Below are 12,709 nucleotides of genomic sequence, written 5' to 3' on the forward strand. Positions count from 1 at the left end.
GGATTCAAGCAGGGCGGACGAGCAGTGCCACCGGGTAGCGATCGAGCACACGCGACAGAGCGGGCGCGGAGCCCTCGACGGGGCGGCCGGTGATCACGTCGGTCCAGTCGGACGTGCCCCCGGGCAGGGGCAGGACGGTGTCACGCCAGCCGCCGGCGGCCGCCAGCCCGACCGGAAGCCGGGTGGCGACGGCGACGAGCCGCTCGCGGCCCGCCGCGCCGCCCCGGGCGAAGGCGACCGCGTGGTCCGCGGCCACCCCGGCCGCGGGCAGGGGCGCGTAGCCGGCGAAGAGCTCGGGCCGGAAACGGCGCAGGCGCAGGGCCCCGGAGACGACCGCGAGCTTGGTGGCGGCGACCTCGTCGGGGTCGCCGGCGTCGATCGAGGGGACCCACCCGCCGTCGAGGCGCTCGAGCAGCCGGCGTCGCGCGTCGAAGTCGACGGGACGGCGGTTGTCCGGGTCGACGAGCGAGTACTCGAAGCACTCGGTGCCCTGGTAGACGTCGGGGACACCGGGGCCGGCGAGCTGGAGCAGCTTCTGGCCCAGCGCGTTGGCGCGGCCCGGGGCGTCGAGCCGGGCGACGAACGCCTCGATCTCCGCCACGGCCGCGTCGTCGCCCAGCACCCGGTCCGGCCAGGCCGCGACGGCCTCGTCGACCTCGGCCACGGCGTCCACGTGGGCGGTGACGAGCTTGGCCTCCTTGGCCGCCTTGAGCAGATAGCCCGACAGGCGCTCGGCGGAGATCGGCCAGGCGCCCAGCACCGACTGCCAGGCGAGCAGCTCCAGCGACGGCGAGGGGAGCGGGTGCCGGGCCGACGCCGAGCGCAGGAAGGCGCCCCACTCGGCGGTCAGCTCGCTCAGCACGGCCAGGCGGGCCCGGACGTCCTCGGAGCGCTTGGTGTCGTGCGTCGAGAGCGTGGTCATCGTGGCGGGCGTCGCCGCCTCGCGCGCCGCGGCCCGGGCGTGGAACTCGGCGGGGGAGACCCCGAAGCGGTCGGGGGCCCCGCCGACCTCGTTGAGCGCGACGAAGCGGTTCCACCGGTAGAACGTGGTGTCCTCGACGCCCTTGGCGGTGACCATCCCGCTGGTCTGCTGGACGCGCTGCGCCAGCAGGCCGTCGGGGTCGGCGAGCATCGCGGCGTGGATGGCGCGGACCGTGTCCGCGAGCTCCGGGCGCGCGGTCGCCGCGGTGTCGACCGCGCGGTCGAGGTCGGCCCGCCCCTCGGGCAGGTAGGACCGGTAGACGGGGAACGAGCACAGGAGCTCGGCGACGGCGTCGCGGACCTTCTGCTCGTCACCCCCACCCGGCACCAGCGCCGCGATCCGGCGGACCTCGGCGACCAGGATCTCGTCGGTCACGAGACGGCGGGCCGCGTGCTCGGCGGGGGCGAGGCCCTCCCGGACCCCGGTGTGCTCGGCGGCCACGGCGTCGACCAGCGCCTCGCCGCGGGGGTCGACGAACAGGCCCTGGACCTCGCGCAGCGCCTCGTAGCCGGTGGTGCCGTCGGCGGGCCACGACAGCGGCAGCACCTCGTCGGGGCCGAGGATCTTCTCGACCAGCAGCCACGCCTCGTCGCCGAGGCCGGCGCGCAGGCGACGCAGGTAGGCGCCCGGCGCCGAGAGGCCGTCGGGGTGGTCGATGCGCAGGCCGTCGATCTCGCCCGCGGCCCGCCAGCGCAGCACCTCGGCGTGGGTGGCGTCGAAGACGGCCGGGTCGTCGACCCGCACGGCGGCGAGGTCGGAGACGTCGAAGAAGCGCCGGTAGGTCAGCTCGGCGTTGCCCCGCCGCCAGTGCACGAGCCGGTAGTGCTGGCGCTCGTGGACCTCCTGCGGCGTCCCGCCCTCGGTGCCGGGCGCGATCGGGAAGCGGTGCTCGTAGTAGCGCAGCTCCCCGTCGACGATCTCCAGCGCCGACGTGTCCTCCGGCGACCCGAGCACCGGGATGAGCAGCGGCTGCGTCAGGTCGGCGTCGTACCAGGACGCGTACTCCGAGTCCGGCCCGGACCGCAGCAGCGACCACCACGACGGGTTGGCCGCCGGCGCCGCGACGCCCATGTGGTTGGGCACGAGGTCGACGAGCACGCCGAGCCCGGCGGCCCGCAGGGCGGCGACGAGCTCGCGCCGCCCCTCCTCGCCGCCGAGCTCGTCGTTCGCGTGCGTCGGGTCGACGACGTCGTAGCCGTGGGTCGACCCGGGCGCCGCCTGCAGGATCGGCGAGCAGTACAGGGCCCCGACGCCGAGCGCGTCGAGGTAGCCGACGAGCTCGCGGGCCGCCGCGAAGGGCTGGGCGGGGGAGAGCTGGAGCCGGTAGGTCGACGGAGGGACTCCGGTCGATGCGCCGGCTCCGCTGCGCTCCGCGGCTGTCATGAGGAGTGCTCCGAGAGGTCGGTGCGCTGCAGCAGCATCATCGAGCGGGACGCGACCCGCAGGACGTCGCCGCCGACGTGGTCGGCCACGTCGTCGGGCAGGGCCGGCGTGTTCCAGGTCTGCGTGGTCCGCGCGGTGCCCACGACCACCTCGCCGGTGGTGGTGTCGAGGACCGTCGCCCAGCGGTGGGGGAAGCCCTCGCCGGGCACGGTGACGTCGACGTCCTCGTGGTGGGCGTTGAAGATCAGCATGAAGCTGTCGTCGACCACCCGCTGGCCGCGGGCGTCGCTCTCGAGGATGCCGTCGCCGTTGAGGAACACCGTCAGCACGGCCGCCTCGCCCGACTCCCAGTCGGCGTCGCCCATCTCCTCGCCCGAGGAGGTGAACCACGCGATGTCGCGCTGGACCTCGTCGGTGGGGGCCCCGACGGCCGGCCGGATCGGGCGGCCGTTGAAGAACCGCCGCCGCCGGAACACCGGATGCGAGGCGCGCAGCTCGGCGACCTTCCCGGTGTAGTCCATGAGCTCGGAGTCGGCCTTCTCCGGCGACCACTCCATCCAGGAGATCGTGGAGTCCTGGCAGTAGCCGTTGTTGTTGCCGTACTGCGTGCGGCCGATCTCGTCGCCGTGCAGCAGCATCGGCACGCCCTGGGACAGGAACAGCGTCGCGAGGAAGTTGCGCCGCTGCCGGTGCCGCAGCTCGTTGACCGCCGCGTCGTCGGTGGGCCCCTCGACCCCGTGGTTCCAGGAGCGGTTGTCGTCGGCGCCGTCCTGGCCGCCCTCGCCGTTGGCCTCGTTGTGCTTGTCGTTGTACGAGACGAGGTCGGTGAGGGTGAACCCGTCGTGCGCGGTGACGAAGTTGACCGACGCGTAAGGGCGGCGCCCGTCGTCCTGGTAGAGGTCCGACGAGCCCGTGAGCCGCGACCCGAACTCCCCGAGCGTCCCCGGGGTGCCGCGCCAGAAGTCGCGGACGGTGTCGCGGTACTTGCCGTTCCACTCGGTCCAGCCCGGCGGGAAGTTGCCCACCTGGTAGCCGCCGGGGCCGACGTCCCAGGGCTCCGCGATGAGCTTGACCTGGGAGATCACCGGGTCCTGCTGGACGAGGTCGAAGAACGTCGAGAGCCGGTCGACGTCGTAGAACTCGCGGGCGAGCGTCGCGGCCAGGTCGAACCGGAAGCCATCGACGTGCATCTCGGTGACCCAGTACCGCAGCGAGTCCATGATCAGCTGCAGCGTGTGCGGGTGCCGGACGTTGAGCGAGTTCCCGGTGCCCGTGTAGTCCATGTAGTACCGCGGGTCGTCGTCGACCAGGCGGTAGTAGGCCTGGTTGTCCGCGCCGCGCATCGACAGGGTCGGGCCCTGGTGGTTGCCCTCGGCGGTGTGGTTGTAGACGACGTCGAGGATCACCTCGATGCCGGCCGCGTGCAGGTCGCGCACCATCGCCTTGAACTCCTGCACGTGCGCCCCGGGCGCCGGCGCGCCCGTGATCGACGGCGTCGCGTAGCCGAAGTGCGGGGCGAAGAAGGCGATCGTGTTGTAGCCCCAGTAGTTGCGCAGCTCGCGCTGGACCAGGGCGTCGTCGTGCACGAACTGGTGCACCGGCATGAGCTCGATCGCCGTGATGCCGAGGCGCTGCAGGTGCGCGATGACGGCCGGGTGGGCGACCCCGGAGTAGGTCCCGCGCATCTCCTCGGGCACCTCGGGGTGCAGCTGCGTGAGGCCCTTGACGTGCGCCTCGTAGATCACGGTGTCGTGGTAGGGCGTGCGCGGCGGGCGGTCGTCGTGCCAGTCGAAGAACGGGTTGATCACCACGGACTTCGGCACGTGCGGGGCCGAGTCGTCGTGGTTGACCTCGTCGGGGTCGTCGAAGTGGTAGCCGAACAGCGCCTCGTCCCACGCGTAGGTGGTGCCGAGCGTGCCGTCGACCGCCTTCGCGTAGGGGTCGATGAGCAGCTTGTGGCTGTTGCACCGCAGCCCCTGGTCGGGCTCGTACGGGCCGCGGACGCGGTAGCCGTAGCGCTGGCCGGGGACGACGCCGGGCAGGTAGCCGTGCCAGACGAAGCCGTCGCGCTCGGGCAGCGGGACGACCGTCTCGCGCCCGGCGTCGTCGAACAGGCACAGATCGACGCCCTCGGCGACCTCGCTGAACAGCGAGAAGTTGGTCCCCGCCCCGTCGTAGGTCGCGCCCAAGGGGTAGGACGTGCCGGGCCAGGGCTGCATCGAGCTTCCTCCGGGGAGTGGGAGACCGTCGGTGGACACGGGCGGGGGTGCCCGACCGGCACGGCGAGGATACGGGCGCCGTTACGATCGCCGCCGTGGCCACGGTCTTCACCAAGATCATCAACGGCGAGCTGCCGGGGCGCTTCGTCTGGTCGGACGACCAGGTGGTGGCGTTCCTGTCGATCAACCCCTTGGGGCCCGGCCACGTGCTGGTCGTCCCGCGGGAGGAGGTCGACCAGTGGCTCGACGCCCCGGAGGGTCTCTTCGACCACGTCCTCACGGTCGCGAAGGCGATCGGGTCGGTGATCCGCGACACCTTCTCCCCGCCGCGCGTGGCGCTGATGATCGCCGGGTTCGAGGTCCCGCACCTCCACGTGCACGTCCACCCGGCGTGGGGCCTCGAGGCGTTCGACTTCTCGCAGGCCGACAGCGACCCGGACGCGGGGGAGATGGACCGGCACGCGGAGTCGATCCGCGCCGGCCTGCGCGCCGCGGGCCACGGGTCCGCGGTCCCGGACGCGTGACGCAGCTGCTGCTGGTCCGCCACGGCGAGCCCCTCGCGGCCACCGTGGAGCCCGGCGCCCCCGACGAGGGGGTCGGCGCCGACCCGGGGCTCTCCGACCGCGGGCACGAGCAGGCCGACCGGTTCGCCACCTGGCTCGCCGCCGCCCCCGAGCGGGCGGACGTCACCGAGGTCGTCACCTCGACCATGCGGCGGGCGAAGGAGACGGCGGCGCCGGCGGTGCGCCTGCTCGGGGTGCCCGAGCCGGCCGCCGTCGAGGACCTCTGCGAGTTCGACCGGGGCCGGGCGAGCTACCGCCCGGTGCACCTACGTGACGAGGCCGACGAGGACTGGCGCAGCATCCGCGCCGGGGTCTACCCCTCCTACGTCGACGGGCCCGCGTTCGCCGCGCGGGTCGCCGCCGCCCTCGACGCCGTGGCGGCCCGCCAGGACCCGCGGGCGACCGCGGTCGTCGTGTGCCACGCCGGGGTGATCAACACCTACGTCACGGGGATCCTCGGGATCGACCGCCCGCTGGTGTTCCCCCTGCACCACACCTCGGTGACGCGGGTGCTGGTCTCGCGGTCGGGGACCCGCCGGGTCAGCGCGGTCAACGAGACCCAGCACGTCGCGGAGATCCTCTGATGACCGACCCCGCGGCCGACGCCGATCGTCCCGACGACGTCGGCTGGCTCGGTCCCGAACGCCTGCTGGCCTTCAGCGACGGCGTCGTCGCGATCGCCCTGACGCTGCTGATCCTCCCGCTGGCCGAGCTCGTCCCCGAGGCCGGCGAGGCCGGGCGCTCCGGCCTGAGCGTGATCACCGAGAACCTCGCGCCGATCGGCAGCTTCGTCCTGAGCTTCGTCGTCATCGGCCGGTTCTGGGCCGCGCACCACCGGGTGTTCAACGCCGCCGAACGCGTCAGCTCGCGCCTGGTGTGGGTCAACACGGCCTGGCTGTTCACGATCGTGGTGCTGCCCTTCCCCACCGAGATGGTCGGGGCGTTCGAGGACGACCCGTTCACGCTGCGGTTCTACGTGCTGACGCTGTTCGTCAGCAGCGCGCTGCTCTCGGTCATGACGGTGATGGTTCGGCGCTCGCGCACCGACGCGGATCCCGCCGCGCCGCGCCACATCGCCACGGGGAGCACGGCCTCGCTGTTCCTCCTGGTCTTCCTGGTGACGCTCGTGGCACCCCAGTGGGGGTACTGGCCGCTGCTGCTGCTCCTCGCGACGAACCCCCTCGAGCGGCTCCTCGGCCCCGTGGTCGACCGCCGGCTCAACCGCTCGACCGGCCGATGACGGGCTTGTCCGCCCCGCGGCGGTGGACGACGCTCGCCCCATGACCACGTCGACGACGGGTCGTGCGGCGCAGCGCACGGTCCTCGCCGCGATGACCCTCGCCAACGCGATGATCCTCGTGGACCAGACGGCGGTGCCCCTGGCGCTGCCGGACATCGCCCAGGACTTCCGGGTGAGCTCGCTGCTCGTGCAGTGGGTGCTCACCGCCAGCCTGCTGCCCCTGGCGGGACTGCTCGTGCTCGGCGGGCGCCTCGGCGACCTCGTCGGGCGCCGCCGGGTGTTCCTCCTCGGCTCCGTCGTGTTCGCGGGGGCCTCGGCGGTCGGCGGCGCGGCACCGGACTTCCCGGTCCTGCTCGCGGCGCGGGTCTGCCAGGGCGCGGGCGGTGCCCTGATGCTGCCCGCGACCGTCGCGATCCTGTCGAGCACGTTCGACGCCCGGGAGCGCGGCCGGGCCCTCGGGCTCATGGGCGGGATCGCGGCGACCGCGGGCGCGCTCGGCCCGACCATCGGCGGCGTGCTGACCTCGGCGATCAGCTGGCGCGCGGTCCTGCTGATCAACCTGCCGCTGCTCGTCGTCACGCTGTGGGCGACCCTGCGGTCCGTCCCGGCCGACGGGCCGCGGCAGAAGGGCCTGCACGTCGACCTGCCCGGCGCCGCGCTGCTGGGCCTGGTGCTCGTCGGGCTCGTGTTCGGCCTCGCCCAGACGACGACCGACGGCTGGACCGCCCCGGACGTGGTCGTCTCCCTGGTCGTCGCCGTCGTCGCGGCCGTGCTCTTCGTGCGCCGGGAGCGGCGCATCGCCGACCCGCTGCTCGACCTGCGCCTGCTGTCCACGAGCGCCGACTACCGCGGGGCCACGATCTCCCAGGGCCTGGCCGGGATGGCCGAGATGGGCCTCGGGCTGATCCTGCCGCTCGTCCTCGTGCTCAACCTCGAGATGGATCCCGCGCTGGCCGGGCTCGCCCTGCTGTCGACCACCGTGCCCATGGTCGTGATCGCCCCGCTCGTGGGCGGCTGGTACGACAAGGCCGGCGGCCGCCCGCCGCTGGTCGTGGGCTTCGTGCTGCTGGCCGTCTCCGGGGTGCTGCTCGCGCTCGGCATCTCGACCAACGACTTCTGGTGGTTGCTGCCGGGTCTCGTGGTCTACGGCGTCGGGCTCGCCGTCGTGCTCACCGTCAACGACCCGGTCAGCCTCGACACCGTCCCCGAGCGCGACCACGGGCAGGCCTCCGGGGTGTCCGCCACCGCGGAGCAGGGCGGCGGCGCGGTCGGGATCGCCCTCCTCTACGCCGTGTTCCACCTGACCTATCTCTCGTCGCTCACCGACGGGATCGCGGCGCGCGGGCTCCCGCCCCTGACCGCCGAGACCGGGGTCGAGCTGCGTGACGCGCTGGCCGACGCGCAGCAGACGGGCCTCGTCCCCCGGACGTTCGACCCGCGGGTCGCCGAGTACCTCGAGGCGGCCCGCCACGCCTCGGACCAGGGCTACGCCGTGGCCTTCCTGGCGGTGACCGTCCTGTCGGTCGTGGGGGCGGTGACGTCCGCGTGGCTCGTGCGGCGCCCACCGCCGCCGGACACGGAGGTCGCCGCGGCCGAGGTCCCCGAGTCGGCGTGGGGCACCGAGCCCGACCAGCCGGGTCTGGACCTCCTCGGCGATCCCGCGGCGCCCGCGCGTCACCCGGTGCGACCCGCGCGGCTGGCGTCGTCGGCCGAACGGGCCCGACGGGCGTCCGGCTGACCGCCACCGTCACCCGCTCGTGACCCACGGGTGCGCCGTCCTCCCTACCGTGAGGCGTCCCGCCCGCGGTCCGCGAGACACCGAGGAGACGCCGTGCCCGTCACGCCACCCACGCCCGAAGAGCTCGCCGCCCTCGCCGAGCGCGACCGCCTCGGCCTCGACGCCGCCGCGCTCGCGGCCTACGGCCCGCTGGTCGCGGGGTCGCTCGGGGCCTACGACCGGGTCGAGCAGCTCTGGGCCGACCACGCACCCGCCGCCCCGGACCGCCCGTGGTCGTGGCCCGCCGAGGGCGAGAACCGGTGGGGCGCCTGGTACGTCCGCTGCCGGGTCGAGGGCGCGGCCGAGGGCCCGCTCGCCGGGCGCACGATGGCGGTGAAGGACAACACCGCCGTCGCCGGCGTGCCGATGGCCAACGGCTCCCACCTGGTCGACGGCTTCGTCCCCGCCCGCGACGCGACCGTCGTGACGCGCCTGCTCGACGCCGGCGCGACGGTCACCGGCAAGTCCGTGTGCGAGGACCTGTGCTTCTCGGGATCGAGCCACACCTCGGTGTCGGGACCGGTGCGCAACCCCTGGGACCCGACCCGCATCACCGGTGGCTCGTCGAGCGGGAGCGCCGCGCTGCTCGCCGCGGGCGAGGTCGACGTCGCGACCGGCGGCGACCAGGGCGGCTCGGTGCGCATGCCCGCCGCGATGAGCGGGATCGTCGGCCACAAGCCCACCTACGGGCTCGTGCCCTACACCGGCGCCTTCCCCATCGAGGCCACGATCGACCACCTCGGCCCGATGACCCGCACGGTCTCCGACGCGGCGCTCTGCCTGGGGATCATGGCCGGCCCCGACGGCCACGACCCGCGCCAGCCCGACGTGATCGAGCCGGTCGACTACCTCGCCGGGATCGGCCGCGGCGCCGAGGGCCTGCGGGTCGGCGTCGTCACCGAGGGCTTCGGGCACGCCGGGCTCTCGCAGCCCGGCGTCGACGCGAGCGTGCGCGCGGCGGTCGACGTGCTCGCGGGCGCCGGCCTCGCCGTCGAGGAGGTGTCCGTGCCCTGGCACCGGGACGCGCTCGCGGTGTGGAGCGTCGTCGCCACCGACGGCGTCGTCGCCCAGATGATCGAGGGCAACGGCTACGGGCTGAACTGGGACGGGCTCTACGACCCGGAGCTCATCGCGCACTACGGCCGCCTGCGTGCCGAGCGCGGCCACCTGTTCTCCGACACCGTGAAGATGATCGCGATGGCCGGGCGCCACACGCTCGCGCGCGAGCACGGCCGGCACTACGCGATGGCCCGCAACCTCGTCCCGGCCGCCCGCGCGGGGTACGACGCGGCGCTCGCGCAGTACGACGTGCTCGTCATGCCGACGGTGCCGATCGTCCCCTCGACGATCATCGCGGACGACGCGCCGGTGGAGGAGAGCGTCGCCCGGGCGCTCGAGATGATCGTCAACACGGCGCCCACCGACGTCACCGGCCACCCCGCCACCTCGGTCCCGGCGTCCCCGGTCGACGGGCTGCCGGTCGGGATGATGATCGTCGGCCGGCACTTCGACGACCTCACCTGCCTGCGCGTCGCCCGCCACTTCGAGCAGGCGGTCGGCGGCTTCCCGGCCCCGCCCGTCGCGGCGGGCGCGGTGGCCGCCGGCTGAGCACCGACGCTCTGCCCTGCGCGAACACCGGCGCGGGCCGGGACGGGCCGCCCCTAGCGTCCCGGGGCACGACGACGGCGGGCGAGGACGACGTGGCGCTGGTGCTCGGGGCCTACGCGGCGTGGGAACGGGGCGACATCGACGCCGCGGTGGCCGCCATGCACCCCGAGATCGTGTGGATCGAGCCGGACGAGTTCCCGATGGGCGGGGAACGGCGCGGGCCGGCGGCGGTGGCGGAGTACCTGCGCGCCTCCCGGGAGAGCTGGCGGGAGATGCGCTCGCGGCGCCGGGCGAGCGTCGCCGGCGGCGACGTCGTCGTGATCCACCACGTCGAGGGCACCCTGCTCGACGGCACGGCGAACACCGTCGACGTCGCCGACGTCTTCACCGTCCGGGACGGGGTGGTGGTGCGGATGGCGGCCACCCTGGATCTCGAGGCGCCCTTCCGCTGACCTACTGCAGGTAGTCGTGCACCTGCTTCTCGGTCGCCTCACCCGGGTCGCCGCCGAAGTCGCGACCGGCGCGGTGGCGCCGCAGCACGTCCCAGCACTGGTCGAGCTGGCGCTGGATCTGCTCCAGGCGCGCCCGGTCGTCGTCGTTGATCGCCTCGCCGTGCGCCCGCAGCTGGTGCTCCTCGTCCACGAGGGAGTGGATGCGGGAGAGGGTCTCGTCGTCGGCCATGGGCCCGAGCCTAGCTCCGCACCAGCGCCACGAGATCGCGCACGCGGGCGTCGGGCAGGTAGGCCCGCCCGATCCCGACGCCCACGCGGGGCAGGTCGGCCTCGTCGCGGTAGACCAGGAACATCGGCGCGTAGCGCGGCTGGAACTTGGCCTTGAACGTGTGGAGCGACCGGAAGCCGTAGTAGGGCTCGAGCAGCTCGCCCATGCGGTCCAGGACGCGGTCCAGGACGTGCTCGCCCTCCGCGGCGTCCTCCGAGTCCCCGGTGCGGGCCAGCGGGGCGCCGGAGAGCGAGAGGTACGAGGCGCCCTCGGCCTGGAACGTCAGACACGCCGAGGCGATGAGGTACTCCACGACGGCACGGAAACCGTCCTGGCGCCGCCGCATGACGTCGAGGGTCCAGCCCACCACGACGTCATCGGGCCCGTACACCGGCAGCCACGAGGTGACCCCTTGGACGGTGCCCTCCGCGTCGACGGCGAGGCCGGTGCGCACCTCCGGGTCGAGCGCCTCCTCGACGCCGCCGAGCGTGAAGCCCATCTCCGGCAGGCCCTTGTCGCCCACCCACTCCTCGGAGATCGCGCGGACCTGGGCGACGACGGACCGGGGCTCCTCGGCGAGGTGCACCATCCGGTGGGAGATCCCGGCCTTGCCGGCCCGGTTGAACGCGCTGCGCACGTTCTGCCAGGGCTTGCCCTTGAACTCGAGACCCTCGAGGTCGATCAGCGTGTCCTCGGCGACCTGCAGGGCCCGCCAGCCCGCGGCGCGGGCGTCGTCGGCGAGCACCTCGGTGGTGGAGAACAGACACGGCACCCACCCGGAGCGCTCGGCCAGCGCGCGGAAGTCCTCGAGCGCGGCGGTGCGCTCCGCGGGCGCGACGATCGGGTCGCCGAGCGCCACGGCCACCCCGGCGTGCACCCGGTACGCGGTGACGCCGCCCGCACCGTCGGCGCCGTGCGTCAGGTAGCGGTTCTCCGGCCACGTCGCCATCCACGAGATGGTCGAGCCGCCGTACCGGTGCAGCGCCGCGCGGGCGACCTCGGGTCCGGCCGCGGCGGAGCGCCCGGCCCGGCGCCGCAGCCGCCGGCGCGACGGGACGGCGAACGCGTGCCGGCCGACCACGAGCCACACCAGCAGCGCCGACCAGAGCACGGCGTTCGGCACGAACACCGCGAGGCCGACGAGCTCGATCTGGTCCATCTGCCCGGTCGCCTGCGCGTACGCCACCGCGACGATCACCAGGAGGCCGAGCAGCAGGTAGAACACGCCGAGGACGAGACCCACGACCCACGCCGGCCGGCGCCCGCGACGCAGACCCTCGGCGAGCAGCAGCGAGATCACGACGGACACCAGGGTCTCGACGACCGTCGAGTCGGACGCCGTGTCGCCCAGCGGCCCGACGACCGGCACCACGAGCGTCAGCACCCGGATGACGGCGATGACGACGAGGCCGGCCGCGGCGACCAGGCGGAACTCGCGACGGCCCGGCCGGCCGGTGGGCGCCTCCCCGGCGCCGGCGACGCGGCGGCCGAGCGGGAGCGCGACGACGAGCACGAGCGCGTGGGCGGTGTCGGCGAGGCTGCCGAGGAAGAGGAGCCCGACCGCGACGACGCCGACGAGCACGAGGCGCAACCGCAGCCGCCACGGGGCCGCGAGCGTCGCCGACGCGACGGCCAGGACGGCGATCACGCCGGTGGTGATCCCCCCGGTGAGGGCGCCGGCCAGCGCGACGGCCCAGGCCCAGCCGGTGGCGGCGAGGGCGGCGACCAGGCCGACGGCGACGAGCAGACCGGCGAGCTGGGCGACCACGAGCACGAGCAGCGTCCGTCGGGAGCCGATCCGTCCCTCGGCCCACCCGAGCCCGACCGCGGCGAGGACGAGCCCGACCAGCGCACCCGCGGGACGGGCGCCGACGAGGCCCGCCGACAGCGGCGTCCACCAGTGCCCCGCGGCCAGCGCCGGCACCCCGGTCACCAGCCCGGACGCCCAGGGCCGGTCGGCGAGCGCGCTCCAGAAACCACCCGTGAGGAGCCCCGCGACGAGGAGGACCAGCACCGTCACGGCGGTGACGGGCCGGCGCCGCGCCGTCGTCAGCGCGCGCGTGACGGTCGCCCTGGCGCGCCCGCGGGGGTCGTCGCCGGCCTCGGTCGGTTCCGGAGGGGCGGTCACCGTCATGGACGATCTCCTCGGACATCACGGACCGCGACCGATCGGTCGCGGGATGCGGCTGAAAGGGTGACTGACGAGGAAAGTGTCCG

At 74.4% G+C, this 12,709-nt stretch carries 10 protein-coding genes; 6 read left to right on the forward strand and 4 right to left on the reverse strand.

All coding sequences use genetic code 11. From position 1 onward, the window contains the following. Window positions 1–4 precede the first annotated feature (4 nt). Both treY and glgX read right to left on the reverse strand, forming a co-directional pair. Window positions 5–2,365: a malto-oligosyltrehalose synthase gene (gene treY / locus ACR9E3_RS27625; RefSeq protein WP_460384026.1), complete on the reverse strand. Its 2,361-nt coding sequence runs from the start codon at window positions 2,363–2,365 to the stop codon at window positions 5–7. Further along, window positions 2,362–4,584 carry a glycogen debranching protein GlgX gene (glgX, locus tag ACR9E3_RS27630; RefSeq protein WP_460384027.1) on the reverse strand — a complete coding sequence of 741 codons (2,223 nt, stop codon included), beginning with the start codon at window positions 4,582–4,584 and terminating at the stop codon, window positions 2,362–2,364. The genes treY and glgX overlap by 4 nt, the downstream gene beginning before the upstream one ends. A gap of 95 nt (window positions 4,585–4,679) precedes the next feature. Here glgX and ACR9E3_RS27635 point away from each other — a divergent pair, with 95 nt between their 5' ends. The 6 genes from ACR9E3_RS27635 to ACR9E3_RS27660 all read left to right on the forward strand — a co-directional run bounded on the left by ACR9E3_RS27635 (window position 4,680) and on the right by ACR9E3_RS27660 (window position 10,224). Then, a complete protein-coding gene (locus ACR9E3_RS27635) occupies window positions 4,680–5,108 on the forward strand; it encodes an HIT family protein (RefSeq protein ID WP_460384028.1) in 429 nt (142 codons plus the stop codon). After that, the gene (locus tag ACR9E3_RS27640) at window positions 5,105–5,731 is read left to right on the forward strand and encodes a histidine phosphatase family protein (protein ID WP_460384029.1); all 627 of its coding nucleotides are present in this window, start codon (window positions 5,105–5,107) and stop codon (window positions 5,729–5,731) included. The genes ACR9E3_RS27635 and ACR9E3_RS27640 overlap by 4 nt, the downstream gene beginning before the upstream one ends. Further along, the gene (locus ACR9E3_RS27645; RefSeq protein WP_460384031.1) at window positions 5,731–6,387 is read left to right on the forward strand and encodes a TMEM175 family protein; all 657 of its coding nucleotides are present in this window, start codon (window positions 5,731–5,733) and stop codon (window positions 6,385–6,387) included. The genes ACR9E3_RS27640 and ACR9E3_RS27645 overlap by 1 nt, the downstream gene beginning before the upstream one ends. A 40-nt stretch (window positions 6,388–6,427) precedes the next feature. Further along, window positions 6,428–8,125, forward strand: a complete 1,698-nt coding sequence (locus tag ACR9E3_RS27650; protein ID WP_460384032.1) for an MFS transporter — start codon at window positions 6,428–6,430, stop codon at window positions 8,123–8,125. 93 nt (window positions 8,126–8,218) lie between these two features. Further along, window positions 8,219–9,772 carry an amidase gene (locus tag ACR9E3_RS27655; protein WP_460384033.1) on the forward strand — a complete coding sequence of 518 codons (1,554 nt, stop codon included), beginning with the start codon at window positions 8,219–8,221 and terminating at the stop codon, window positions 9,770–9,772. Between the two features lie 92 nt (window positions 9,773–9,864). Further along, complete coding sequence (locus ACR9E3_RS27660) at window positions 9,865–10,224, forward strand: nuclear transport factor 2 family protein (RefSeq protein ID WP_460384035.1); 360 nt, start codon at window positions 9,865–9,867, stop codon at window positions 10,222–10,224. A gap of 1 nt (window position 10,225) precedes the next feature. Here ACR9E3_RS27660 and ACR9E3_RS27665 read toward each other — a convergent pair whose 3' ends face one another. Beyond that, window positions 10,226–10,453, reverse strand: coding sequence for a DUF2630 family protein (locus tag ACR9E3_RS27665; protein WP_460384036.1), 228 nt, complete (start codon window positions 10,451–10,453; stop codon window positions 10,226–10,228). A gap of 10 nt (window positions 10,454–10,463) precedes the next feature. Next, window positions 10,464–12,626 (reverse strand): bifunctional lysylphosphatidylglycerol flippase/synthetase MprF, encoded by a 2,163-nt coding sequence (locus tag ACR9E3_RS27670; protein WP_460384038.1) that lies wholly within the window; start codon window positions 12,624–12,626, stop codon window positions 10,464–10,466. Window positions 12,627–12,709: the final 83 nt, after the last annotated feature.

It is taken from the genome of Actinomycetospora sp. C-140, from assembly GCF_054796175.1.